General features: G+C 39.7%; 25 protein-coding genes and 5 tRNA genes. 16 read left to right on the top strand and 14 right to left on the bottom strand.

The window, feature by feature from the left end; translation table 11 throughout:
* Positions 1-8: 8 nt before the first annotated feature.
* The 6 genes from glmM to UR08_RS06345 all read right to left on the bottom strand — a co-directional run bounded on the left by glmM (position 9) and on the right by UR08_RS06345 (position 7373).
* Positions 9-1361 carry a phosphoglucosamine mutase gene (glmM, locus tag UR08_RS06320; protein WP_115752835.1) on the bottom strand — a complete coding sequence of 451 codons (1353 nt, stop codon included), beginning with the start codon at positions 1359-1361 and terminating at the stop codon, positions 9-11.
* Between the two features lie 190 nt (positions 1362-1551).
* Positions 1552-2916, bottom strand: a complete 1365-nt coding sequence (locus UR08_RS06325; protein WP_115752836.1) for a CdaR family protein — start codon at positions 2914-2916, stop codon at positions 1552-1554.
* On the bottom strand, positions 2913-3734 hold the full coding sequence (gene cdaA, locus UR08_RS06330; protein ID WP_115752837.1) for a diadenylate cyclase CdaA: 822 nt from the start codon (positions 3732-3734) through the stop codon (positions 2913-2915). The genes UR08_RS06325 and cdaA overlap by 4 nt, the downstream gene beginning before the upstream one ends.
* A 229-nt stretch (positions 3735-3963) precedes the next feature.
* A complete protein-coding gene (locus UR08_RS06335; protein WP_115752838.1) occupies positions 3964-4212 on the bottom strand; it encodes a hypothetical protein in 249 nt (82 codons plus the stop codon).
* Positions 4213-4397: 185 nt separating this feature from the next.
* Positions 4398-5276, bottom strand: coding sequence for an arginase family protein (locus tag UR08_RS06340; protein ID WP_115752839.1), 879 nt, complete (start codon positions 5274-5276; stop codon positions 4398-4400).
* Between the two features lie 267 nt (positions 5277-5543).
* Positions 5544-7373 carry an APC family permease gene (locus UR08_RS06345; RefSeq protein ID WP_115753737.1) on the bottom strand — a complete coding sequence of 610 codons (1830 nt, stop codon included), beginning with the start codon at positions 7371-7373 and terminating at the stop codon, positions 5544-5546.
* Between the two features lie 279 nt (positions 7374-7652).
* Here UR08_RS06345 and UR08_RS06350 point away from each other — a divergent pair.
* The 8 genes from UR08_RS06350 (at position 7653) to UR08_RS06385 (ending at position 10754) form a co-directional block, all read left to right on the top strand.
* Positions 7653-7724: transfer RNA gene (locus tag UR08_RS06350), tRNA-Glu, on the top strand.
* 89 nt (positions 7725-7813) lie between these two features.
* Positions 7814-7887: transfer RNA gene (locus UR08_RS06355), tRNA-Thr, on the top strand.
* Between the two features lie 9 nt (positions 7888-7896).
* Positions 7897-7980 (top strand) — tRNA-Tyr (locus tag UR08_RS06360).
* Positions 7981-7986: 6 nt separating this feature from the next.
* Positions 7987-8061, top strand: a tRNA-Gln gene (locus UR08_RS06365).
* A gap of 5 nt (positions 8062-8066) precedes the next feature.
* A tRNA-Lys gene (locus UR08_RS06370) sits at positions 8067-8139 on the top strand.
* Positions 8140-8232: 93 nt separating this feature from the next.
* Positions 8233-8934 (top strand): ChbG/HpnK family deacetylase, encoded by a 702-nt coding sequence (locus UR08_RS06375; protein ID WP_115752840.1) that lies wholly within the window; start codon positions 8233-8235, stop codon positions 8932-8934.
* Between the two features lie 17 nt (positions 8935-8951).
* On the top strand, positions 8952-9605 hold the full coding sequence (locus tag UR08_RS06380) for a phosphatase PAP2 family protein (RefSeq protein WP_115752841.1): 654 nt from the start codon (positions 8952-8954) through the stop codon (positions 9603-9605).
* 72 nt (positions 9606-9677) lie between these two features.
* Positions 9678-10754: an FAD:protein FMN transferase gene (locus UR08_RS06385; protein WP_115752842.1), complete on the top strand. Its 1077-nt coding sequence runs from the start codon at positions 9678-9680 to the stop codon at positions 10752-10754.
* A gap of 98 nt (positions 10755-10852) precedes the next feature.
* On the opposite strand, the gene UR08_RS06390 is transcribed toward UR08_RS06385, so the two are convergent.
* Positions 10853-11872 (bottom strand): branched-chain amino acid aminotransferase, encoded by a 1020-nt coding sequence (locus UR08_RS06390; RefSeq protein ID WP_115752843.1) that lies wholly within the window; start codon positions 11870-11872, stop codon positions 10853-10855.
* 233 nt (positions 11873-12105) lie between these two features.
* On the opposite strand from UR08_RS06390, the gene UR08_RS06395 reads away from it, so the two are divergent.
* Both UR08_RS06395 and UR08_RS06400 read left to right on the top strand, forming a co-directional pair.
* Entirely contained in the window at positions 12106-12855 is a 750-nt protein-coding gene (locus tag UR08_RS06395; protein ID WP_115752844.1) for an alpha/beta hydrolase, read from the top strand.
* 20 nt (positions 12856-12875) lie between these two features.
* A complete protein-coding gene (locus tag UR08_RS06400) occupies positions 12876-13307 on the top strand; it encodes a GNAT family N-acetyltransferase (protein WP_115752845.1) in 432 nt (143 codons plus the stop codon).
* Positions 13308-13351: 44 nt separating this feature from the next.
* On the opposite strand, the gene map is transcribed toward UR08_RS06400, so the two are convergent.
* Entirely contained in the window at positions 13352-14092 is a 741-nt protein-coding gene (gene map, locus UR08_RS06405; RefSeq protein ID WP_115752846.1) for a type I methionyl aminopeptidase, read from the bottom strand.
* Between the two features lie 108 nt (positions 14093-14200).
* Here map and UR08_RS06410 point away from each other — a divergent pair, with 108 nt between their 5' ends.
* A complete protein-coding gene (locus UR08_RS06410) occupies positions 14201-14824 on the top strand; it encodes a DUF1361 domain-containing protein (RefSeq protein WP_115752847.1) in 624 nt (207 codons plus the stop codon).
* On the opposite strand, the gene rpiA is transcribed toward UR08_RS06410, so the two are convergent.
* Positions 14792-15496: a ribose-5-phosphate isomerase RpiA gene (gene rpiA / locus UR08_RS06415; RefSeq protein ID WP_115752848.1), complete on the bottom strand. Its 705-nt coding sequence runs from the start codon at positions 15494-15496 to the stop codon at positions 14792-14794. The two genes, UR08_RS06410 and rpiA, sit on opposite strands and share 33 nt — an antisense overlap.
* Positions 15497-15759: 263 nt before the next feature.
* Here rpiA and UR08_RS06420 point away from each other — a divergent pair, with 263 nt between their 5' ends.
* The 5 genes from UR08_RS06420 to dltD are packed head-to-tail and all read left to right on the top strand — an operon-like array spanning position 15760 to position 20190.
* Complete coding sequence (locus tag UR08_RS06420) at positions 15760-15906, top strand: teichoic acid D-Ala incorporation-associated protein DltX (RefSeq protein ID WP_115752849.1); 147 nt, start codon at positions 15760-15762, stop codon at positions 15904-15906.
* 33 nt (positions 15907-15939) lie between these two features.
* Positions 15940-17466: a D-alanine--poly(phosphoribitol) ligase subunit DltA gene (gene dltA, locus UR08_RS06425; protein ID WP_115753738.1), complete on the top strand. Its 1527-nt coding sequence runs from the start codon at positions 15940-15942 to the stop codon at positions 17464-17466.
* Positions 17463-18647, top strand: a complete 1185-nt coding sequence (dltB, locus tag UR08_RS06430) for a D-alanyl-lipoteichoic acid biosynthesis protein DltB (protein ID WP_115752850.1) — start codon at positions 17463-17465, stop codon at positions 18645-18647. The genes dltA and dltB overlap by 4 nt, the downstream gene beginning before the upstream one ends.
* A gap of 20 nt (positions 18648-18667) precedes the next feature.
* On the top strand, positions 18668-18907 hold the full coding sequence (gene dltC / locus UR08_RS06435; RefSeq protein ID WP_115752851.1) for a D-alanine--poly(phosphoribitol) ligase subunit DltC: 240 nt from the start codon (positions 18668-18670) through the stop codon (positions 18905-18907).
* Positions 18904-20190, top strand: coding sequence for a D-alanyl-lipoteichoic acid biosynthesis protein DltD (dltD, locus tag UR08_RS06440; RefSeq protein ID WP_115752852.1), 1287 nt, complete (start codon positions 18904-18906; stop codon positions 20188-20190). Before dltC ends, dltD begins: the two co-directional genes overlap by 4 nt.
* A 52-nt stretch (positions 20191-20242) precedes the next feature.
* Here dltD and UR08_RS06445 read toward each other — a convergent pair whose 3' ends face one another.
* The 5 genes from UR08_RS06445 to UR08_RS06465 form a co-directional block, all read right to left on the bottom strand.
* A complete protein-coding gene (locus UR08_RS06445; protein WP_115752853.1) occupies positions 20243-21229 on the bottom strand; it encodes a linear amide C-N hydrolase in 987 nt (328 codons plus the stop codon).
* Positions 21230-21243: 14 nt separating this feature from the next.
* A complete protein-coding gene (locus UR08_RS06450; protein WP_115752854.1) occupies positions 21244-22464 on the bottom strand; it encodes an MFS transporter in 1221 nt (406 codons plus the stop codon).
* A 263-nt stretch (positions 22465-22727) separates the two neighbouring features.
* On the bottom strand, positions 22728-23282 hold the full coding sequence (locus tag UR08_RS06455; protein ID WP_115752855.1) for a GNAT family N-acetyltransferase: 555 nt from the start codon (positions 23280-23282) through the stop codon (positions 22728-22730).
* A gap of 279 nt (positions 23283-23561) precedes the next feature.
* Positions 23562-24839, bottom strand: a complete 1278-nt coding sequence (locus UR08_RS06460; RefSeq protein ID WP_115752856.1) for a hydroxymethylglutaryl-CoA reductase, degradative — start codon at positions 24837-24839, stop codon at positions 23562-23564.
* Between the two features lie 13 nt (positions 24840-24852).
* Positions 24853-26346, bottom strand: coding sequence for an acyl-CoA carboxylase subunit beta (locus UR08_RS06465; RefSeq protein WP_115752857.1), 1494 nt, complete (start codon positions 26344-26346; stop codon positions 24853-24855).
* Positions 26347-26351 lie beyond the last annotated feature (5 nt).

The raw sequence follows: 26351 nt of genomic DNA on the forward strand, positions 1-26351 counted from the left end.
GTTAAATTTTATTTATCTAAACCCATTTCTTCTTGCACAACAGTTGCAATTTGGTTGCAGTACCTTTCTGTTTCCTCTGCTGTTTTAGCTTCTACCATAACACGCACAAGCGGTTCAGTCCCAGAAGGACGAACAAGCACACGGCCATTTCCGGCCATTTCCATTTCAACTACCTCGATCGCAGCATGAACTTTCGGGTTATCTGTTACAGCATGCTTATCTGTTACACGAATGTTCACGAGTTTTTGCGGATAAGTTTGCATCTCACTAGCAAGTTCAGAAAGCTTTTTACCAGTTGCTTTCATCACGTTAATCAACTGAATTCCAGAAAGTAACCCATCACCTGTTGTATTATGGTCAAGGAAAACAATATGTCCAGATTGTTCGCCACCAAGATTATAGTTACCATTTCGCATAGCTTCAACCACGTAACGGTCTCCAACAGCTGTTTGAACATCATGAATTTGAAGCTCTTCTAGGCCTTTATAAAAGCCTAGATTACTCATCACGGTCGAAACGACAGTACTTTGTTTTAATAACCCTTGTTCATTTAAATATTTCGCGCAGATGAACATGATTTTATCTCCATCCACAATGGTTCCATTTTCATCAACTGCAATTACACGGTCCCCGTCGCCATCAAAAGCAAGTCCGACATCTGCCTCTTTTTCTTTCAAGAAAGCTGCTAGCGCTTCAGGATGAGTTGAACCCACGCCATCATTAATGTTTAAACCATCAGGCGAAGCCCCCATTGAAACTGTATCCGCTTCTAGATCTGCAAACAAGTGAGTTGCTAGACTAGACGTAGCTCCATTTGCACAATCAAGCGCCACTAGCAAGCCGTCAAAACTTTGATCAACCGTTTGTTTTAAGAACTGTAAATATTTTTGTTTACCTTCAAAATAGTCACTTACAGTTCCAAGTCCCTCAGCGCTTGGGCGAGGCAAATCGTCCGTTTCTTGCTCTAACAATGCTTCGATTTCAAGCTCTTGATCATCCGAAAGTTTAAAACCATCAGATCCGAAAAATTTAATTCCATTGTCTTGTACTGGATTATGTGAAGCAGAAATCATTACACTTGCTGAGGCGCCTTGCGCTGTCGTTAAGTAAGCTACGCCCGGTGTTGAAATCACGCCAAGTCGCATAACTTCTATTCCAACAGAAACGAGTCCAGAAATAAGCGCCGATTCAAGCATTTCCCCCGATATACGCGTGTCACGTGCAACAAGTACTCGAGGATGTTCTCCCACGTGCCTTGTTAACACATAGCCACCCATGCGTCCCAATCGGAAAGCTAGTTCAGGTGACAATTCTTCATTAGCAACTCCACGAACTCCGTCTGTTCCAAAATATTTACCCATTATTAATTCTCTCCTTCTATTCAAAGAAACATTAAAATCCAATTTTCTACTGCTTAAAATCAAGCAAATTTATTCTTTCTCTTAACTAGCAAAATTCACTGCAGATTACATTATACCTTTTTTATAAGAAAAATTCACCTAAAGTCTAAAATATCGCTTTCAAAGACTGCATTTGGCTTGCTTTTACACATTACTCGTCACTTTTTTCTTCAATAGTAAAAATAGCCGTACTTGTAGATAATGAATAAGTAACTCCTCTTGGAAGTCCACCAACTTCAATTCTAGCACTGTAGCGTCCCACTGTTGCATTAGCTAAATTTGCCATCACACTTACACTGGAAGGATTAAGATCATTTAGCAAACTACTTTTTCCATGTAGCGTCAGGTTAACTTTACCATTTGCTGGTGAAACTAAAGTCGCTGTTAAATTTGATGGCAAAGATTGCGCAGAAATATTATGCCCTGATAAAGTCTTAGAAGACTCTGTATCCTCTTGGCCAATTTCTTGACCAGCATTATTTTGTTCGCTTGTATCATTGCTTGTGTTATTGTCTTCGTTCCTCTCGCCACTACTTTTGTCTGAAGACTCCCCACTGCTACTAGACTTTTTTGTTGTCTTAATCCTCACTTCAATAGAAGAAGGTTGCACTGCTTCAGCTCCATTCGGAACTGGAATTGTAACTTCTTTTACTGTATCCGCAGTTAAATTAGCAACTGGAACATTGACAGTGATTTGATCAACATTTTTCAGTGCAGCATCATCACCAATAACCACCACTTCATCTTGATCCGCTGTCATACTTTGAATGGAAATATTATCTGGCAAGTTGCCCTCCGCTTTTAATTTAAGCGGAACGGACTTCCCCACCTTTTTTACCGGTACCTTTACTTTCACTTTTTGTGGGCTGATTTCGACATCTAATTTATTTAAGTTTCGATCAAACGCCGAAACAGTCGCTTCGGACTCAAAGTCCTCCTTATGTTTCTTGTTATCATTGATATTCGCTTTAACATATGCAATTTCTTCCACTGTGTCTTTCGCGCCAGTGACAGAAACCTTGCCTGGGCTGATTTTAATATTCCCAGCTTTGTAACCTCGCGCAACTGCATTGCTACTTAGTTCAGCATCAACCGAGAACTTCTTCGTGACTTTTTCTTGTACATTCACTTTCGCCGTTTGCGGGCTGATTGTAGCTTTCAAGCGATTGGAAAGATTTTTGATTTGCAGTTTTACATTTTTTTCACCAATTGAAGCATTTCGCAAATCTGCATATACTTTGAAATCCTGTTGCGCTTTTGTATTTTGCACAATACTTCTCGGTCCACTAATCGTCACCGATACGGTTTCTGGAAGTCCTGAAACATAAAGATTCTTTTTGTCATAGTAAACTTCCACCGGAACATTTTGGATAACCTCTGTATCATTTTGGGTAGTGGTTTGAAAGGTTCCACCGCTATTTTTATTATCCGTACTTACGGAAGTAAACAAAATGGCTGCTAACACAAGGGCAACAATGCGAATCGACCATTTGTTATTTAAAATTCGATCCATCATTTTTTACCGCCTCCTAGCCACTTAGAAAAGAAGGTTGTCTTTTTCTCTGGTAATTTAACAAGCTCTTTTTCAAGAATCTCTTTTAAACGTTCTTCTGACACATCTCGAAACAGCTCGCCACTCTTTGTGACAGAAATTCCGCCCGTTTCTTCTGAAACAACAACGGTTAAACTATCTGTAACTTCACTAATCCCAAGCGCTGCCCGGTGCCTCGTTCCAAGTTCCTTAGATAAGTATGGGCTATCCGAAAGAGGTAAGTAACTTGCTGCCGAAGCAATTTCATTTCCCTTAATAATAACAGCCCCATCATGAAGCGGCGTATTCGGGATAAAAATATTGATTAGCAATTGTGAAGAGATGTGGGCATGAAGGGGAATCCCTGTTTCAATGTAGTCTTCCATCCCCGTGTCTTTGGCGATTGAAATAAGTGCACCAATCCGCCTTTTTGACATATACTTGGTTGAATCAATAATCGCATCCACAATTTGGTGCTGCTCTTTTTCAATTCGCGAACCAATCCGCATAAAAATATTTCCCCGTCCAAGTGTTTCAAGAGCTCGTCGCAACTCAGGTTGGAAAATAATAATAATCGCCAAAAATCCCCATGTTAACGCTTGATCCGTAATCCACTCAACTGTTTGAAGACCGAGGAAGCTACTGATGACTTTTACCGCGATAATAATGAAAATTCCTTTTAAAAGTTGAACAGCTTTTGTTCCGCGGATGAGCATGATCAGCTTATAGATTACAAACCAAACAACAAGAATGTCTATGATGTTTGCAAGATAATGTAGAATTGAAATGTTTGAAAAGCTCATCTTTTCGCCTCCGTCTTTTTTAGGCAAACTTGCCTAGATAATTACAAACTATCCGACACCATTCGGACAGATTCACTTTTATTATTGTACCATAAAAGCTTTCTAACAACGATTAATATCACATGAGAAATGAAGAAGATTTTGCTTTTTTTATTAAGGCCTTTTTAAGAAGGTTTCCCAAGAAATATAAAAAAACACCCTCTTAAAAATTGGAGGATGTTTTTACCTGTTAAATTTCATGATATTGGGTTTTTAAATCTTTTTTAGGAGCTCTTTTTTTCTTATATTCTGTAGTAAAACTCATACCAAACCAAAATAGCTGATGCAGTGCACCAACCACACCACCAGAAATGCAAGCAACAAGCACGATTGTGAGAAAATCAAGTACTGGGAAAGTCATTCCGTTCATTCCAGCAATGCCAAGTATGAAAATAACAATCATGGGTACAACATAATAACGAATATCCAGATTTGACATCTCGCGTACTCCTCACCTTCCAAATAACTTCAAATTCCTTCATGAACTTGTCTCTTAATATAAGTATACGACTCGCAGCCGCCAATTTCAAGGCGTTTTTTCAAGTTCACAAAATTGTCAAGTTTAATGAATTCAAGATGGAATTTATCTGATTTCTTGTCTCAGTTTTATCATTTCAACTCATTTTAAATTTTCAACCTGTTTTCATCTACTAAAGTTCGTGCTTGAAAATAAATTTCAAGCAATCTGGCCATGAATTTTGCAGATTTATTTCCTTCATCTCGAAGTGGGTTTAATCCCGCAATCATGATTGACGAAAAAGAAATCTCCTCCGCCATAACTTGCATAAAACAAGCAATTTCTCTATAAGTCAGCCCACCAGGCGTTACCTGATTCACTCCCGGAACAAAAATCGGATCTATCGCACTCGCACTCAACAATAAATGAACTTGCGATTTTCCTCCTTGAACCCAAGCGAGCACCTTCAAAACAACTGCTTTAAAGCCAAAATTTTCAATGTCCGTCAAGCCGAAATACTGAATGCCCTCTTTCTCAAAAAAAGTCTTTTCACTTTCAAATTCTCGTTTGGCACTCAAAATGCAGACTTGTGAAGGTTTTAACTCCAAGTTGTTTAAACCCAAGCGTTTTCCCTCAAAAAGTTTTTTTAAAACGCCTAGATAAGAATCAAAAGAATCAGTTTGTCCTGGCGCATCGAGAATAACATAGACGCTTTCCGGACTTTGTTTTTGCGCAGCACCAATAAGTAACAATGCATTCCACTCATCTCCGGCAAGAACAAGGGAAGTGTCTACTTGTTGAAGCATGCAATCAAGCGGCTCCATTTGATTTAACATTTCACTTGTAACCGCTTTCAATTCTGAACTTAAAAAAAGCGTTTCTTCCGTGCAAAAATCCAAATTCTTAAAATCAGATAGCTCAATTCTTGAGTTTGCGAGTTGATCCAAAATGCCCGTGTAGCGAATCGCGAAAGGAGCTAACGCGGTTCCTTGTCGGCGATTTGAAAAAACCCACGGAATTCCAAATATTCCTACTTTCAACATCATTCATCCACCTATTTTCTATTTATTAATAATACACTCATTTTATCATGCTTCAACTCAAAAATAAAAAATTTCGGTTAATGCTAAATTTGTTTTTTTATATACAAAAGAGTTTTAAAAAACGCATTTTCTTTTTAGGAAAATGCGTTTTTTAAAGTAATTTTAGTTGTAAAAATCTAATAGCTCCTTTTTTACAGGTTTGAATGATTTTGTTAAACTTGCTTCATTCCAAAAGCGAATTAGAAAAAGGTTCTCCGTTTTAATTCGCATTCATTCCTTTAGATGATACGGATAAGTAGCAACAACAACATCGCGCTGCATCATCAACCTTGTTCGGATCATTAAACTCGTTTGGTTATGCAACAAGTTTTGCCAACCTTTTTTAGGGATGAATTGAGGAATAAGCACAGTTAATGAATAGTTATCGTGATCCGCTTTTTGTTTAGCTGTATCGATAAACTTCATCAGCGGTTCAGAAATCGAACGATAGGTCGAATAAAGATGAGCAACACGGACCTCAGGATGAATTCGATTCCACCTCTCGACGAATTCTTTTCCCTGCACCCGATCAATCGAAACATGAACCGCGATAACTGTGTCCCCAATTGATTTGGCATATTTTAGTGCACCTTCCACGACTTTTGTAGTATCAGAAACGGCTACAATCACAACATTTCCTTTAAAATCAGAAACATCAATGTCCATCGATTCATCCACTCGAAGTTGCCGTTTTAAATTCATATAGTGACTTCTTGTCCGATGAAAAACAAAAATCATAATTGGCAAGAAAACGAAAACTGGCCACACCGATTCAATTCGTGTAAGGAATAAAACGATGAGTACAGTGAAAGAAATGATCGCCCCTAGCAAATTAGCAGCCAGCTTTTTATGCCAGCCTTCTGAACGCTCTTTCCACCATTTGATAATCATCCCTGTTTGTGAAAGTGTAAATGGGATAAACACCCCTACAGAGTAAAGCGGAACAAGTAATTCTGTTTTTCCTTTGAATAAAATGATAAGTAAAATCGAGCCGACAGCAAGCGTAATAATACCGTTTGAATAGCCAAGCCGATCCCCTCTTGCTAAATACATACGTGGCATATATTTATCTTTTGCAAGGTTAAATGCCAGAAGCGGAAAAGCAGAAAATCCCGTGTTAGCCGCGAGTACTAAAATTAGGGCAGTCGTTGCTTGAATAAAATAAAACATGAAATTCCTGCCAAAAACATTTTCTGCAATTTGCGAAAGAACGGTTACTTTGAGTTCTGGCACGGTGCCATAAACGAAAGCAAGCACAGTAATTCCAAGGAAAAAGAACCCTAGAATCGTTGCCATAATCGTCAGTGTTTTAGCAGCATTTTTAGCTTGCGGTTTCTTAAATAGCGGTACGGCATTAGAAATCGCTTCAATTCCAGTTAATGAGGCTGATCCAGATGCAAACGCTCTTAATAATAGAAACAAAGTCACACCTTGCACGTGCGTACCAATTGAAGCCGTTTCGTGTGTTGCATCCATCCCTAAAAGAATCTTAACAATTCCCGTTAAAATGAGTACAACAATAGAAAAAACAAAGAGGTAAACCGGAATGGCTAAAATACTAGCAGACTCCGTAATCCCTCGTAGGTTAATGATTGTTACAACAATAACGAGAAACACCGCAAGTGGAACGGCAAACGGATAAAGGGATGGAACAGCAGAAATAATGGCGTCTGTCCCTGAAGAAATACTAACCGCAACCGTAAGCATGTAATCTACAAGAAGTGAACCACCAGCTATAAGCCCAGCATTTTTCCCGAGATTCTCTCGTGAAACTACATAAGCTCCACCACCATGCGGATATGAATGAATGATTTGCTTATAAGAAAGATTTAATGCAAATAAAAGAACCAATACGCAAAGTGCGATTGGAATCGAATACCACATTGCAGCTGCACTCACAGCAACTAAAACAAGCAAAATTTGTTCTGTTCCGTATGCGATGGAAGACAGTGCATCTGATGAAAGCACAGCTAAAGCTTTTAGTTTCCCTAATTTTTGTTCTCCTGCTTCTGAGCTTTTAAGCGGGCGCCCAATGAGTAATCTTTTTAAAGGCGATGCCAATTTCATTCCCTACCTTTTTTTGAATTTCGTACAACAAGCTATACAATATCACACATTATAGCACAGGGCTCAACCAATATGTGCAACTTTTTATTACAAATCGAATACAGCTTGATGTTAACAGCATTACGACCGGAAATTTGACGAAGGTAATCCTTACATAATCTTTATTTTAAGGAGGTCTTATTTTCAGAAAAAAAAAACTTTATTTTAACTATTTACAAATGCCGCGACAGTTTATATAATAGTTTTTGGCTGTGAAATTTCTTTTCAAAGTTTGGCCCGTTGGTCAAGTGGTTAAGACACCGCCCTTTCACGGCGGTAACACGGGTTCGAATCCCGTACGGGTCATCAAAGCCCAGTTTTTTTCTTCGAAAAAACTGGCATTATTTTAAAAAATGTTATACTATAATAAAGTGACGATTCACTTGGTATAACATGCCGACTTAGCTCAATCTGGTAGAGCAACTGAATCGTAATCAGTAGGTTGCGGGTTCAATTCCTGCAGTCGGCACTTTATTTAGGAGGAGTAGCGAAGTGGCTAAACGCGGCGGACTGTAAATCCGCTCCTTCGGGTTCAGTGGTTCGAATCCACTCTCCTCCACCAGTTTATTGGGCTATAGCCAAGCGGTAAGGCAACGGATTTTGATTCCGTCATGCGCTGGTTCGAATCCAGCTAGCCCAGCCATTAATGAGCCATTAGCTCAGTTGGTAGAGCATCTGACTTTTAATCAGAGGGTCGATGGTTCGAGCCCATCATGGCTCATCACAAGGATGAAAGAGATTTTCTCTTTCATCCTTTTTTCTTGTCTAATGTGCTATAATTTGAAAAAGCAATTGACTGAAAGGAGCTATAAAAATGAAGCTCGTGATTAATGCAGACGATCTTGGTTATACGAAGGCGATAACAGACGGGATTTTCCGTAGCCACAGCGAAGGGATTCTAACTTCGACAACGCTTTTAATGAATGCTTCTGCAACTGAATATGCTGGAACTGAAGCTCAAAAGTATCCTAAACTCGGGATTGGTGTTCATCTAACTTTAACAGCAGGCTCTCCACTTACAAAGCCAAAAACTCTGATACAACCAGATGGTGCTTTCTTAGATCAACTAACACTCCGTAAAACAGACGTTTCTGAAACAGAAGTGCTAAAAGAGTGGCAAGCACAAATAGACCGCTTCGAAAAGCTACTGGGCAAAAAGCCAACTCATTTAGATAGTCATCATGATGTCCACTTTGATCCAAGATTCTTTGACCTTGCAAAAGCGCTAGCAGAAGAACGAGGAATCCCCCTCCGAGGTGCTGATCCAAGAATTCCAAATGTCCAAAATGCTTTCCCAGATCCAGAGCTCATCTCACCCGAAGCTTTTATTCAGCACCTTAATAAGCAGCAAAACTATTCAGGTACCGAGCTATTTTGTCATCCAGGGTTTTGCGATCTTGAGCTCCTTCAATTAAGCTCATACAATGAAGCTCGTGAACTCGAGTTGAATGTTTTAATTAATCCCATGGTTCAAGCTTTTCTTGCCGATTCACAATTTGAGCTTTCCACCTATTAAAAGGAGTGTTTTAGATTTTGAATTCAAAAAAACAATCTTCCCATACACTTTTACTCATTAGCGGAACCGTTTTTGCGCTTATCTTTCTTTTTTTCTGGAGAAGCGTTTCTGTAAAGGCAACCTGGCTCATGCAACTAGACCAAAATTTAAATCAGTTAATCCGTTCCGATTTAAAAGAACCGCTCGTAGAATTTTTCAAAGTTTTTACTGATCTCGGCGGAACAATGATACTTACCATCTTTTCCGTGCTCCTTTTTCTTTTTTTATGGAAAACGCGAGGTTTGCTTTTTTCACTTTGGGCTGGCATCACCCTTCTACTTGGTGAACTTGTTTTGCCACAAATTGTGAAACACATTGAGCTACGTCCACGCCCGCTTGATAAAGTTATTTCCATATCTGGCTACAGCTTTCCAAGTGGACATGCTGCCGGATCTACCACCTTTTACGGCTTGACTGCACTCATCCTTATTTTGTTTTTCTTGAAAAAATCATCGCAAAAATGGATGATCGGCATTTTAGCCTTTTTGTTCATTGGCCTTATCATGTTTTCGCGTGTTTACCTTGGCGTTCACTATCCAAGCGATGTCCTCGCTGGCTTTTCACTTTCTGCTTCCCTGCTCTCTTTTTCTTTCTATTTTTTATTTAAATCTCCTATTTTGCGAAGAAGTTAACAAATCCTGTTGACTTCCCTTCAGTAAAAGGATACATTTAGTAACGGAATAAATGAAATTCGAGGTGACAGAATGAAAAAAAGAAATTGGATTGCGCTTCTTTTTCTTGCACTTATCGTCGCACTTGCTGGTTGCGGGAAAAGTGAAACTCAAGACTCGAAGCAAGCAGAAAACACAACTATCCTGGAAACACCTTACAAAAAAACAGAATTCTTAATGGGGACAGTTGTCACGCTTTCCATCTATGATAAAGGCAAAGAAAAAGTACTCGATAAGGGTTTTGATCGCGTAAAAGACCTGGCAGACAAAATTGATGTGAACGATGAAAATACTCGCACGTCTGAAGTTGATAAAATTAATGCAGCTAGCGGCGTAAAGCCTGTAAAAGTCGACGATGATATTTATTATCTCATTAAAGAGGGACTTAAATTTAGTGCTCAAACTGGTGGCACAAAAGATATTACAATCGGTCCGATCACATCACTTTGGCACATTGGTTTCCCAGACGCACGCAAACCTTCGCAAAGCGAAATTGATGCGCGCCTTCCTCTTATCGGTTATAAAGATGTAGAATTAAATGACAAAAATAAAACCGTTTATTTAAAGAAAAAAGGTATGGAGCTCGATCTTGGCGGTATTGCCAAAGGCTTCATTGCCGATGAAGTTAAAAAAGTTTTCAAAGAAAATGGCGTCTCGACTGCTATCATTGATCTTGGTGGAAACATTTTACTTGAAGGGAAAAATCCTAAAGGAAAAGATTGGAACGTCGGTATCCAAGATCCCTTTTCACCACGAAATACTATCCTTGGAAAACTACCTGAAACTGATAAATCCATTGTTACTTCTGGTATTTACGAACGTTATTTAGAAGTTGATGGAAAGAAATATCACCATCTATTTGATCCTAAAACTGGTTATCCATTTGATAACGACATTGCAGGTGTCACCATCATCAGTAAAAAATCCATCACTGGTGACGGACTCTCCTCAGCTGCCTTTTCAAAAGGAATTGACGAAGGGCTTTCTTTCATTGAAAAACATAAAGGGGTCGAAGCGATCTTTGTTAGCAAAGAAAAGAAAGTTTATATCACTTCTGGTCTCAAAGGAAAATTCGAACTGACCAGTTCCGATTTTAAAATGGGAAATTAACTTAGAAAAATCCGGGCAACCATTTAAAAGTGATTGCCCGGATTTTTTCATTCCAAAAAACCATCACTCTAGAAGTTCGAGTGATGGTTTTAGCGTCACTATTTAACTTTCACGATCCAATCTTCTGGCGCTTGTTTTTCACCAAATTGAATGCCACAAAGTTCATCATAAAGTTCTTTTGTCACAGGTCCTACTTCCGTTTCACTATAAAACACGTGGAAGTCCTCTCCATTTTGAATACCACCAATAGGGGTAATAACTGCCGCAGTCCCACAAGCTCCGGCTTCTTTAAAATCATCCAATTGGTCGATATATACATCTCCTTCTTCGACTTCAAGCCCTAGTCTGTGTTCCGCTAAATAAAGCAGTGAATACTTCGTAATACTTGGCAAAATGGAAGGAGAAAATGGTGTAATGAAGCGATCATCTTTTGTAATTGCAAAGAAATTCGCCGCTCCGACTTCTTCAATTTTCGTATGTGATGCAGGATCTAAATAAATGGCATCCGCAAATTCACGTTTTTTCGCTTCTTTACCTGGAAGTAAACTTGAAGCATAATTTCCGCCGACTTTCGCTGCGCCTGTGCCACGAGGTGCCGCACGGTCAAATTCAGATACGATAAAGTTTGCAGGTTGTAAGCCACCTTTAAAATAAGCGCCTACTGGCGTACAAAAAATGGAGAAGATGTATTCGTCCGCAGCTTGGACGCCAACGTTGTCTCCTACACCGATAACAAAGGGACGCAGATAAAGTGTGCCACCAGTTCCATAAGGAGGTAGATAATCTTCATTGGCTGCGACAACTTGTTTACAAGCTTCAATAAATTTCTCAGTTGGAACTTGCGGCATTAATAACCGCTCACAGCTTTTTTGCATGCGTAATGCGTTTTGATCGGGACGGAACAAATTGATCGAGCCGTCTTTGGCACGATAAGCTTTAAGTCCTTCGAAACACTGTTGGCCATAATGAAGCGCCGTCGATCCTTCGCTAATGTGGAGTACGTTATCTTCTGTAAGTGTTCCTTCGTCCCATTTTCCGTCTTTAAAATAGGAAATGTAACGCTTATCTGTTTTGATGTAACTAAATCCTAAATTTTTCCAATCAATGTCTTTCGGCATTCTGTCCCCTACTTTCTCTCTAAAAAATTGGCTTGTGTTTCTTTTAAGTTCTAGTATAGCACAACCTCTTTTCAGTTTCAGTAGTTTTTTTAACCTATTTTTTAAATACATCAAACTATCAAAATTCATTGTATTTTCTAACCCTTTATTTCAAATAAGCAAAATAGCCTTCTTTTTTATTCAATCCATGATAAAATGAAACCATTCTAAATCTTAAAGGGGGAGATGGATTTATGGCTGAAGGAAAAATGCTTGAAGAAAAATTATTTAGTAAACATTTGAACGAGGAAATGGAAGTCATCATTTATTTGCCAAAGCAATACTCGCCTCTTTACAAATATCCGCTTTTCATCATTCAAGACGGGAAAGACTATATTCGGTTCGGTAAACTTCCAAAACTCGTGGACGAACTGACAGGTAGTGCGCAAATTCAAAAATCGATTTTTGCCTTTCTTCCTTATAAAACAGTGGAAGACAGAAGAAAAAAATATCATCCAGATGGTGAACAAAACGAAGCTTATATCCGTTTTTTGGCGCATGAACTTGTTCCTTTTCTCGAAAACTTGATTCCATCTTTTCAAATGGCCGGAAGCCGCTTTTTAATGGGAGATTCCCTCGGCGCGAGCGTTTCCCTGAAAGCTTGTCTCAAATACCCTTACACCTTTGGAAATGCCGTTCTCCACTCGCCGTTTGTAAACGATGACTTGATGGAACTTGTAAAACAAGCAAATCCAGGGATGCTCAAAATCTTTCACATCATTGGGGATCAAGAAACGGAAGTTGAGACTACAAACCATACAATTGATAACTTTTTAGCTCCAAATGAAGCCTTACATAATTTGATTCAAGAAAAAGGCTTCGAATCGGAATTTCATTTATTTGAAGGTGGACACCGCTGGACTTACTGGCAACCCTTTTTAAAACCCAGTTTAAAATATATGCTTCCAGCCCATACATTCGACTTAGAAAGTATGGAAAGCTGATTAGAGGAGGAAACAATCTGATGACCGTACAAAAAGTAACGACTGAACAAATGCGCCAAGATGCGCTTCAAATTCGTAATGACGTCTTTGTGAAAGAGCAGCATGTTGATCCAGAACTTGAATGGGATGAATTTGATACAGATCCAGAAACCGTTATGTTTGTCGATTATGATCTGGACCAAACTCCACTCGCAACTGGCCGTTTTCGTACTCTAAATGGCTACGGGAAAGTCGAACGAATTTGTGCCCAAAAAGCCGCGCGCGGAAAAGGATCTGGCAGAAAAATCATGGAAGCCATCGAAGCAGAAGCTAAAGCACAAGGTGTGAGTAAGCTTAAGTTAGGCGCTCAAGTGACGGCGATTCCTTTTTATGAAAAACTTGGTTATGAAGTGTGTTCAGATATTTTCATGGACGCAGGCATCGAACACAAAGAAATGCAAAAACACATTTAATCACAAACAAGCCGCTCGAAGCTTCGAGTGGCTTGTTTTTAGGCTTACTTGGTCAAAATAATGGGGCCTTCTTTTGTCAAAATAAGGGTATGTTCAATTTGTGCTACGTAGCTTTTTTCAGTGGCATAAGTCCAACCGTCCGTTTCTTGAAAAACTTCTTCTTCAAACGTTGAAATAAAAGGTTCAAACGCAATCACCATTCCTTCTTTCAACAATTCGTCGTCCCAAGCGGCCTTGTAGTTAAAAATGTGATCCGGGGCTCCATGGATCGTGTGCCCAATCCCGTGTCCCGTCAGATTTTTGATCACCGTCAAGTCATGTTCCCGAGCCGTTTGAAACACAGCTCGCCCGATCCCACTTTTTTTAGAACCCGGCTTTGCTTTCGCAAGTCCGGCTTCAAACGCCTTTTTTGCCACATCGCAAAGTTGCTTCAGTTCTTCGTTTCCATCCCCTACAACAAAGGAAATTCCTGTATCTGCGAAATAACCATTTTTTGATCCAGAAACATCAATATTGACTAAATCGCCTTCTTTAATTTCTCGTTTTCCAGGGATCCCATGTGCAACTTCGCGTCCTACGCTAATACACGTGAATCCTGGAAAATCATATTCACTTTTGGGGGCAGAAATCGCTCCTTCCTCTTCAAAAAGCTTACCTGCTAATTCATCTAGTTCTTTTGTCGTTATCCCGGGTTGCGTTTTTCGAACTAATTCATCGCGAATCTTGGCTACGATTCTCCCACTTTCTTTTAACGCTTCGAAATCTTCTTTTGTTTTAGCTATCATTTTATTCCTCCACTACTTTCTAAAAATGAGATTTTAAATTTTTATTAAAGATCGATCAAAAACAGGTATAATAGAAATTAGACAGCCTGAAAGGAGTTGCTACTTAAAATGAAAAAGCTCGTCTGGGCCTGCCGAATTTTTTATTTGTGCCTCATGCTACTGCTTTTTTTCGTTCTCGATTATTACCATTTTCTACTTTTAAACGTGACACTCGCTTATATTCCATTCGAAATCGCTGTATTTCTTTATCATAAAAAACGAAATCCCTTTGTATTTTGGATCATGGCAGTCGCTTGGCTATTATTTTTCCCAAATGCCTTTTACCTCGTCACCGACTTTTTTCATCTGAAACAATTTCGGATTTATGACTACAATGGGATTCTCAAAAAAGACAGTTTTCTCTGGCAAAGCTTTTCCGTCATGGCGACTTCCATTTTCTTCGGACTTTTTGTGGGCAACTTGTCGCTTCAGTTTTTCTTAAATGCTGCAAAAGAACGCATGAAAAAAGATCGAACGTTCATTTTGCTTCCACTCGTTCTACTTTTATCGAGCTATGGCATTTATCTCGGACGTTTCGAACGACTCCATACTGTTCATCTTATCACAGAACCCGTAGAAGCTTTGAAAAGCATTCTTGATGTTTCAAGTTTCCAGTTTGAATTTATCTTTTATTTATTTGTTTTACAGCTACTTGTTTATTTAATGTTTCGCTTCTTCCCGAAAAGGCCCTAATCCACGTTTCTCGATTGTCCCATCTTTTTTACCGATCAAAAGTTCACTTGCCACTTGCAAAAATAACCCATGCTCCAAAATACCGGAAATGCTGTCGAGTTTTTGTGCCAGCTGTTCGGTATTTTTTATTTTTTTTAAGGAAAGATCAAAAATATAATTCCCATTATCGGTTACAAATGAAGCTTCACTTTTTAATGCCTTTCGTAGCCGAGGTTGAAAGTTTAGCTTCGTAAGCTCCTTTTCAACTTGTTTATAGCCAAATGGCAAAACTTCAACAGGGAGCGGAAAAGACCCTAGTTTGGAAACTAGCTTGGTTTCATCAATCACCCACAAATTTCGCTTGGAATGAAGTGCCACCATTTTTTCACGAAATAATGCCCCTCCACCGCCTTTTATTCCATTCAGTGCCTCATCTACTTCATCTGCACCATCAATTGTGAGGTCAATGTCTTGAACGTCATTTAATGAAATAAGTGGAATACCTCGTTCTTTTGCAAGTGCTTCTGTATTGTTAGATGTCGCAACCGCTTGAATTTTGAGTCCAGCTCTGACTCGTCTTCCTAATTCTTCAATCGCATAAAAAGTTGTTGATCCGGTTCCAAGACCCACGACCATACCTTCTTTAATTTCTTCACATGCTTTTTCACCAGCAAGTTTTTTCATATTTATCATTTCTTCACCCAACCTTACATTTTTAACATCTTCTGACCGCTAAAATTGATTTTCTACTTTTATTATACCGATAATCCCCCTTATTTTCAGGGTTTTGTTACTCCTTTATCCATTGCTATCACTAAATATGTATATTTCGCCATATGTAAGCGCTTCAACCTTACAAAAATGTAATTAGACATTTGCAAATCCCTGAGTTACATTATTAATTGAGTAAAAGCTTAATATTTGTAACACAATAGTAATATTAATGAGGTGAATGCATGAACAGAATCAAGCATTTTTTCTATCTTCCTGCAACGATTTTTGTTTTAAAAACCATTTTCTATCTGGCTATTCTACTTGGCCTGCTCTGGTTTTATGGATTCAAAAATCCAAACAGTACAAACTTTATCTATAATGAATTTTAAAAAGAAAGGATGAATAAAATGAGTGTGCAAACCATGGCGACATCTATTGTCGAACGAATTGATGAATGGGCAGAACGAACACCTGACTTTCCTTGCTATGATTATCAGGGGACGGTCCTCTCCTATCTGGCACTCAAACAAAAGTCAGATGCGCTAGCTGCTTTTTTGCTTAAACAATTGAAACAAACGGATAGCCCTATCGTTGTTTATGGACATATGAGTTCACTAATGCCAGTCGCTTTTATGGCTTCATTAAAAAGTGGACACGCTTATGTTCCGGTTGATGTTTCAATGCCCAGTGAACGAATTGAGCAAATCATTCACGCCTCTCACCCTTCTATGGTTCTTGCCGTAGAAGATTTGCCTGAGGATGTTTCCTGCACCGTTCAAGTTGTCTCAAAAGCTCAAATTGAGCAAGCGATCAACAACGAAGCAGGTAGTCAAGTTGATCGCGATCACTTTGTAAAAGGCGATGCAAACCATTATATCATCTATACATCTGGCAGCACGGGCATGCCTAAAGGGGTTCAAATCAGCCAAAATAACTTAGTCAGCTTTTCCAATTGGCTCTTGCAAGATTTCTCGCTTTCTGAGGGACTTCGTTTCTTAAATCAAGCGCCTTTCTCATTCGACCTTTCTGTTATGGATCTATATCCTTGTCTCCTTTCAGGTGGGACACTCGTTCCAGTCGACAAAACAATTACATCCAATTTGAAAGATCTATATGCGGCACTCGGCACTTTAGATTTAAATGTTTGGGTTTCAACCCCTTCTTTTATGGACATTGCACTTCTCAGCCCAGATTTTAATGCTGAAACTTGTAAAACTTTATCTTCCTTTATATTCTGCGGGGAAGTCTTAACAAAAGAAACAGCACGTGAATTGCTCAAACGTTTCCCGGATTCTAAAGTGTTCAATACTTATGGTCCAACGGAAGCAACCGTTGCCGTGACTGAGGTTCAGGTGACGAAAGAAATTATTGATGCTTATCCAAGTTTACCACTTGGCAAAGTGAAACCAGATACCAAACTCCTGATTGTCGATCCAGAAACAAAGCAAGAAGTTCCAACTGGTGAAAAAGGAGAAATCGTATTGGTTGGACCTAGCGTGTCAAAAGGTTACTTAAATGAACCAGAAAAAACGGCTAAGGTCTTTAAACAAACGACTGAAGCAAATGCTTACTTTACTGGCGATTGTGGCAGTATCCAAGATGATTTTCTATTCTTCTACGGCCGACTGGATTTCCAAATTAAGCTTCATGGTTACCGGATTGAGCTAGAAGACATTGAAAACAACTTAAAAGAAGTGAGCTATATTCGCTCAGCAGTTGTAATTCCTAAAATTACGGGTGGAAAAGTGGATAGTTTGGTCGCTTTTGTCGTACCGAACGAACATTCATTTGATAAGCCGTTTAAGCTAACTAAAGCGATCAAAGAAGAACTTCAAGCGAAGATGCCAAGCTACATGATTCCACGCAAATGGATTTATAAAGATGAGCTTGCCCTAACGAATAATGGAAAAATTGATCGCAAAGTTTTAAATGACGAGGTGAACGAATGACAACCCCATACGGTTCCATATTTTACTTTGCAATCTTAGCACTTTTTATCGCGCCAATCGTGATTGCAAACTTAATGGGGAAAAGACTTCCCGTTTATAACGCATTTGTGACATTGCTCTTTATCTTCTTTATGTTTTCAAGCAACATGGTGCAAGGCATTGCGTTTATCATTTTCATTTTCTGGCAATTAATCGTTGTCCGGTTTTACTTTAATTACCGGCGCGTTCAAGGAAAAAATCACGGTGGAATTTTCGTTTTAGCCGTCATTTTATCCATTTTGCCACTGATTGTCGTAAAGGTTCAGCCGCTTCTTGAAAGTCAAACCACATTAGTTGGTTTTCTTGGGATTTCCTATCTGACCTTTAAAGCAACCACTATGGTAATGGAAATTCGCGATGGACTCATTAAAGAATATGATTCCACTCAATTCGTTAATTTCTTGCTATTTTTCCCAACAATTTCTTCTGGTCCTATTGACCGGTTCAGACGTTTCCAAAAAGATGTCGCAAAACCTGTTGACCAAGAAAAATACTTGGGACTTTTAAATCGAGGTATTTTTCACATCTTCCTCGGTTTCTTGTACAAATTTATTATTGCTTATTTGATCGAAACTTACTGGAAAGGACCGCTTGAGTTCAATGTGCTTCACCACATCGACTTTGGTTCTAGCTTGTTCGGCTACATGTACGGTTATAGCATGTATCTCTTTTTCGACTTTGCCGGATACAGTCTATTTGCCGTCGGTGTTTCTTACTTACTCGGCGTCAATACGCCAATGAACTTCAACAAGCCATTTCTTGCTCGCAACATTAAAGACTTCTGGAATCGCTGGCACATGACACTTTCCTTCTGGTTCCGAGATTTCATCTTTATGCGACTTGTTTTCTGGCTCACGAAGAAAAAGTGGTTCAAAAGTAAGTTTACCATTGCCTACATTGCCTATTTCGTAAATTTCTTCGTAATGGGGATCTGGCACGGTTTACATTGGTATTATATTGTTTACGGTCTTTATCAAGCCTTACTGATTGTTGGCTTTGATATTTTCGAACGTATCAATAAAAAATATAAGTTTTATCCAAAAAACAAAATCACTTATGTCGTCGGGATGTTCATTACCTTCAACTTCGTTTGTTTCGGCTTCTTGATCTTCTCAGGCATATTTGACAAATTAATCATTTAAATTAAAGGTGGGAAATAATTATGGCTTTTCGTGACGAAGTTTTAGATATTTTAGAGGAAATTACTGAATCTGAAGAAGTAAAAGAAAATACAAATGTACAACTATTTGAAGAAGGGTTGCTCGATTCCATGGCGACTGTACAACTGCTTGTTGAAATTGAAAATAACCTTGACATTACAGTACCTGTTTCTGAATTTGATCGCGACGATTGGGCAACTCCTGAAATGATCATCAAACAGCTTGAGGCATTAAAAGGATGAAAAAAAAGCTTTGGATGATTTTTGGGCCGATTTTAGTGGCAGGTTTTATCTTCCTATTCATTTTATTTGGACCAAGCGCCATTTTTGGCGGCGTCTCCGAGCAAGCTGTTAGCGACGGGGCTACTTCTATGAGCCCCGCCGTTGTTGGTGGAGAAAAGATTCAGCGTACCGCTTTTGAATCTGATAACTATTTGCCAATTTTCGGCTCCTCGGAACTTTCGCGAATAGATCCGCTTCATCCAAGTGTTTTTGCTAAGAAATATAAAACTGGCTACACGCCCTTTTTAATCGGCCGACCAGGCACTCAGTCGCTCTATCATTACTTGGATATTAACATGCTAGAAAAGGAACTAAAAAATAAGAAAGTGGTTTTCATCTTATCGCCACAATGGTTCCAACCAAAAGGTGTTGATGATAATCACTTTGGTGCTACTTTTTCACCGATTCAAGCCTATACTTTTGCACTACAAGATGAAAAAGAAACACCTGAACGCCGCTATGCCGCTCGCAGATTGCTAAGTTTCAAAGTAGTTCAAAACGACACTACTCTATCAAAACTTCTTGAAAACATCGCAACGATTGGTCCAAACAAACCACACAGTCCGTTTCTTACAAAGCGTGCTGGGGAAATTCAATATCGCGTTTTAAAACGCAAAGATGAATTACAATCTAAATTTGTCACTGGATCTAGGCAAGAGAAAATTGATAAAGAAGTAAAGCAATTACCGGATAAGCCTAATTTTGAAGAATTGGATGAGTTTGCAAAATCACTTGGTGAAAAGCAAACGGATAACAATGATTTTCACGTAAAAAATCACTATTACAACAAAAAAATCAAACCGATTGAAGAGAAATTAAAAGATAGTCGGAAGGATTTAAGCTACGTAGAATCTCCAGAATATGATGACTTACAACTTGTGATGGATGCTCTTAAAAAAGTGCATGCTGATGTATTATTTGTGAATCCGCCTATCAATCGTGAATGGACTGATTTTATTGGAATGGATCCGGATGCGCTCCACAAGTACTATGAAAAATCAGAAGCTCAAGTGAAGAAAAATGGATTTAAATACCTTTCACTTGAAGAGTACTCCGATTCGTCTTACTTCCTAGAAGATCCAATTCACTTAAGCTGGCGTGGATGGGTTCAAATTGATAAATCTTTAAACAGTTTTATGAAAGAACCTCTTCCAGTTCATTATCCAAAAACAGATCCCAAATACTATTTCAAGAAGCAACCTTTGCAGAAAAATTTAAAGCAAGAATTGAAAAAGAAAAATTAACTAAAAAAGCGAATCGACCAGAAGAAAAATTCTTCTAGTCGGTTCGCTTCTTTTATTGAAGAGGCTTCATTTTAGAAAGCTGTTGCTCAGCTACGATTTGAAATCTGGTTGGTTCTGTTACTTTTTCAAGCGATAACATTTGTATTTGACGATTATCATATAAATGGACATACAAAGCTTTTTCCTTTAAATCATAAGCGGAAGTATATTGTGTAAACTGGACTTTATGGTCGTCACCCGTCACGACAACACCTTTTGGAATGTCAAAGCTATCAAGAACATGGAAAATTAATTCAATCGCTTTTTCGTCTTCTACAGGGTCTGAAAACTGGTTTAAGAAAGTCGCGCGTACAAAGCGAGAATGCGGCGTGAAGTCTCCTGGAATGCCATAAAGCCCATTCCCCTTTCCTGAAGAAAAGATGTTTGCTTGTCCAATTTTTCGCGCTGGAGCAATTTCCTGACTCATTCCTACGTAGTTTTCAAGATTTGTAACGTGCCAATCAAATTTAGGGCTGTTTGTGAAGGTTCCGACGAGGTTCTCATAAATTTCAAAGCTTCCAGGAATCGACGGCTCGACAACAAGCGACTTTCCAGATAGATCTTGAAAAACATAGTGTTGCGGGAGCGAGGTTCCAAGCATTCCCCCATCTGAGGAAATCGCCACTTCTTTCAAGGCTTTTTCACGTACTTCTTCCACATCTTTACAATTGGCAAGCGCCCAAGTTACAAATTCCTCGCCTGCAAGCGGGAGCTTCCCTGCGGCTTCGATTTCACTTTTAGGCACATAACGATTCACATTGCCAAAATAAAATGAACCTCCTGCAAGTCCTGCATCATTCACGCCATCAACAACCATATCAGCTCCTTTAATCGAAACACCTACAAACGAATGTTTAGTTACATATTCGCTGAGAGAAGCTTTAACTCGAGCTTCAGCAGGCATGATCAATCCCTGATAATCTAAATCCATATCAAATTCTTGCGTTCTTCCCCAAAATGGATTTCCTTGCTTTGAAAACACACTAATTCCAGTACACATACTAACATTCTCCTTTACAAAAGTTGTTTTTGTTTATTTTTTCTTCCCTTAATCATTAAAACCGCAAGTCCTCCAAAAAGAAACGTTCCTGCTAAAAATAGAAAAGCCGCTTGATAAGATGCTGTTTTTTGTACAAGTGCTCCGATAATCGTTGGCGCAAAGAAACCGCCAAAAACACCTCCTGCATTGATCGTCGCATATTTAGTCGATACTTCATCAGGATGAAACAACTGATGCGGTAAACTCATAAGCGTTGAAAAAGCAATAATACAAAGCATGTTCGCGATGCAAAGCATAACGATTGACGCAAGCAAGCTTTGCATCATAAATACACCATAAATACAAAATGCTCCGATTAAACCAGACAAGACAATGATTTGTTTCTCTTCTCCCCTGAAAAAACGCCCGATTAAGTAACCGCCTAACACGCCTGCAAGTAAAATGAAAATGCCCGTTACAGAACTTACATAACCGACTTGATCAATCGGGAGCCCGCGCGCTTCACTTAAATAAGATGCAAGCCAGCTTGTTAAACCGTAAACTGAGGCATTCATGAGAAACGCCGCGACAATCAAGACCCAAATCACTGGATCTTTAATAATTTCGAGAAACGAAAGGTTATGCTTAGCAGCCTCTGTTTCACTTGGCATTTTTTTAGTTTGCTTAGGCAATATTAAAAGCGAAAGGCCAATTAAAATGACGATTCCTCCCATTATATAATAAGTATTGCGCCAACCAACCGCTGTTAAAAGTGGCGCTACAAGTAATGGTCCGATAAACATCGCAAAACCCGATGATGAAATCATAATTGTTTGGGCAAATCCTTTTTTCTCAGCTGGGACATTCGTCGCAATAAAGCCACTCACAGAAGGTGGGTATCCAGCGTGAGCGAGCGCACCGGTCAAAAAGCGAATAATGACTAAAAATAGCAATGAAAAGCCAAATCCAAAAATCATTAAAAACAAACCGACACCAACGAGTGAAAATACAAGGACAGCTTTGGAACCAAATTTATTACTTAAGTAACCCATTGGAATTTGCATGATCGTGTAACCAAGGAAAAAGGCACCTAAAATAATCCCTTTTTCACTTGGATCAAAACCAAGATCCTTAGATACAGTAACTAATGAAATGCCAATCGTATATTTGTCCACATAAACACACGTATAGCCAATAAATAAAAGAAGTAGTAGAAAAAATGATTGGTTGGCTCTTCCCTCTTTTTCAGATGTCATGGCATAATGCCCCTCTCTTTGATTTATTCCCATATCTTCTTGGTAAAAAAACTCACGACTAAATTTAGAATGCCTTTCGTTGATTGCGCTTACATTCATCTCCTCTCTAAAGTGATTCTCTTTACTACAGCAATTATATCATCACCTTCCTCATCTAGATAGATAATCTACAAACTAAAGTTAATTTTATTTAATTAGTTAACAAATTTGTCAAAAATAAAGAAGTCCTTACAATGTAAGGACTTCTTAGCATAATCGCTTCATTAGATTTGTATAAATTCCGATTTTAAAAGTGCATAGGTATTTAAATCTGTAAATTCATCATAAAGCTTCTTAGCTTGTTTAAGTGTTCCTTCCTTTCGGAAGCCACTTTTTTCTGCTACTCGATTGCTCGCTAAATTAGTTACATCAGCTACAATTGTCAAACGATTAAGACCCATTTCAGCAAATGCTAGCTCACAAACAGCTCGTACAGCTTTGGTTGCGATATTTTTTCCACAATGAGCAGAACTCATCCAGTAACCGATTTCTGCAGTCTCATCACTTAAACTCATAAAATGCAAATCAATTGAACCGATTATTTCATCATCAAATGCAATAAAGAACAACCGATCAGTTTCTTTAAGGTAGCCATCTAGTTTCAACTTAATATAGCCTTTTTCGTCTTCTGGACTTTTTGTATTATCCACAAAATCCAAAAACTCCCGCAAATGTTCACGGTCTTTATCAAGCACTTTAAAAACTTCCGTTGCCATCGAAAAGCTTGGTTGAACCAAACTCAGCTGTTCATCAATTTTTAGTTTAAAAGCCATCTCCATTTGCAGTTCCCCCTCTAAAGCCTAAAAACCTAGCCGTTCAAACATTGCTAAAAGTCAGACTTTTCTTTTCATAGTAACACATCCTATTACTTCAAACAACAAAAAAAGTACTGCAAGGATGTGGTTGTAGAAAAGAGAGTTCTAAACACCTTAGGGAACCTTGCAATACTTTACTTAATCATATCCTATTTTCAAAAAGAAGTCTGTGACAAACTTGTGAATAATTTATGAATTTATAGCCTTTTTTAGACATTTTTTAGTTCTTACAATCAAAATCATTTATCGAGAAGATAAATCACGAATCTCTTGTAAAATTTCAGTAGCCGTTGAGAGACTGACACTTTGCCTTTCGAGCAAAGCTTTCGCTACTTGCCCCACTTCTTCTCCTTCAGCGCCAGCTGCCATTGCCGTTGACTTTGCTTGAAGTGACAAATGCCCACGCTGAATCCCTTCCGTCACAAGTGCTCTTAGGGCAGCAAAATTTTGCGCAAGCCCAACTGAAACGATCAACTGAGCTAACTCGCTCGCCGATTTCACGCCTGAAATTTTTTTCGACAGAGACGCTAGCGGAACAATCCCAATTGAACCGCCAACCGTTGCAACAGGCATCGGAAGCGTAAGTTCACCAACTAGTTCACCCACCTCAGAAACCGACCAGCTGCTCATCGGTTGATACCTTCCCGTCCGCGCCGCATAAGCATGCGCCGCCGCTTCAACGGCTCGCGTATCATTTCCAAAAGCTAAAACAACCGCATCCACACCGTTCATAATGCCCTTATTATGCGTCGTCGCCCGGTAAATGTCAGCCGCCGCAAATTCGTAAGCGCGAACGATCCGATCACGAACTTCTTCCCCGTTAAACCCTTTTCCTGCAAGCAAGTCAGCTGGAATAACACATTGAGCCGTCGCCGTTGCTTGATCGACCAAATTTGTTAAAATCCGCATTTCTGCCGTTCCACCGGAGAGCTCTTCCAGTTTTGGTGCCAGTGCTTCTGCCATCGTGTTAATCATATTCGCGCCCATTGCTTCAAGCGTCACAACCGCTATATGCACAACGAGAAGCGTCTCACGCACCGTTTCTACCACTCGCACAGTCAAATCAGTAGCACCGCCACCTCGTTTTTGTAGAGAAGGATAAGCGCTATTGGCAAGAACGAGCAACTCTGTTTTCTGCGCCAAAATGGCAGCCCGACTTTTCTCGACATTTTGAATCCCCGATAATTCAATTTGCCCGGTCATTTCACGTGAACTTGACTCGGCCTTTATTCCACCAGCTTGCCGAATTAATTTCCCTGCTCCACTTTGCGCCGCAATCACAGAAGGCTCTTCCGTCGCCATTGGAACAAGATAATCCCGACCGTTCATTCGCATATTTAACCCTAATCCAAGCGGCACCCCGTAGATGCCGAGCAAGTTTTCCACCATGTGATCGGCCGTTTTAAACGAGAGCGAGCCAGCTTGTTCAAAAACAGCGCGCTCTTCTTGGGATAACCCGCACAGCTCTTGAATCGCATCTAGTCTCTCCGCTTTCGTTTTCTTATAAAAGCCCTCTAGCATTTGTTCCACCTACCTACATTGGATAAATTTTGTGCGTTTCTTCGGTCTTTTGCTTATCCTCATAAAATGTAAAACGCGTCTCAAGCTCCTGACGCAATTTTTCTGGCGCGATAATCGCGTCTACGATGAGTTCCGAAGCTTCTTGATAAATATTGATTTCCGCTTGATATTCCGCCGTTTTTTCCGCAATAAAGGCGGCACGCTCCGCTTCACTTAGCTCGGCAATTTTACGTGCATAAACCGCATTAACAGCTGCATCTGGCCCCATAACGGCCACTTCAGCCGAAGGAAGTGCAAGCACCACATCCGGTTCGAAAGCTGGACCTGCCATGGCATAAAGACCAGCCCCATAAGCTTTGCGCACAATTACAGAAATCATCGGAACTGTTACTTCACTGACCGCTGCAATCATTTTTGCTCCGTGACGGATAATTCCTGCTTTTTCAACTTGTGAACCGATCATGAATCCAGGTACATCCGCTAAAAATAAAAGTGGAATCCGGTAAGCATTACAAATCTGGATGAATTTCGTTGCTTTATCCGCCGAATCAGGGAAAAGCACGCCACCTTTTATGATTGGCTGATTCGCCACGATCCCAATTGATTTTCCGTTTAGCCGAGCAAAACCTGTAATCAGTTCCTTCGCAAACAGCTCTTTAATTTCAAGAAAACTATCCGCATCGACAAGCGTTTCAATCACTTGATACATATTGAGCGGTGCATTCGGATTTTCAGGAATGAGCGAACCTAGATCCTTGCCATTTGGAAGTTCCGGAGCTTCACCCTGTGCCTCATCTAAAACCGACAAATAGCGCCTTGCAAATCGAAGGGCTTCATCCTCAGATTTCGCAAGCACATCTCCGCATCCGGATACCGTGCAGTGCATTCGTGCGCCACCCATTTCTTCAAGCGTCACCTTTTCACCGATCACTTTTTCCGCCATTCGAGGCGAGCCAAGGTACATTGACGCGTTTCCTTCCACCATGACGACGATATCACAGAAAGCTGGTATGTAAGCCCCACCTGCTGCGGATGGACCAAAAAGCAAACAAATTTGAGGTACCTTTCCAGCAAGCTGCACTTGATTGTAAAAAATTCGGCCAGCTCCGCGCCGTCCCGGGAACATTGCGACTTGATCAGTTATACGCGCCCCTGCGGAATCCACCAAGTAAAATAATGGAAGTCCGAGCTTTCCTGCCGTTTCTTGCATTCGAATTATTTTTTCTACGGTTTTTATTCCCCATGAACCGGCTTTCACCGTAGAATCATTGGCAATTACAGCCACTTTTCGACCATTCACAAAGCCAAGCCCCGTCACGACTCCGTCTGCTGGAAGATCTTCCGCTTCACTTTCTGCAAATAAGCCGTCTTCTTGAAAAACACTATCCGTATCGAGCAACAGCTGAATCCGCTCACGAACAAAAAGTTTGCCTTTTTCGCGATTCGCTTGATGATACTTGGCTTTACCGCCCGCTTTAATCTTGTCTATTCGTTCATTCAAATCCACTTACT

This window comes from Listeria kieliensis (assembly GCF_003369925.1).
GTDB lineage: Bacteria > Bacillota > Bacilli > Lactobacillales > Listeriaceae > Listeria > Listeria kieliensis_A.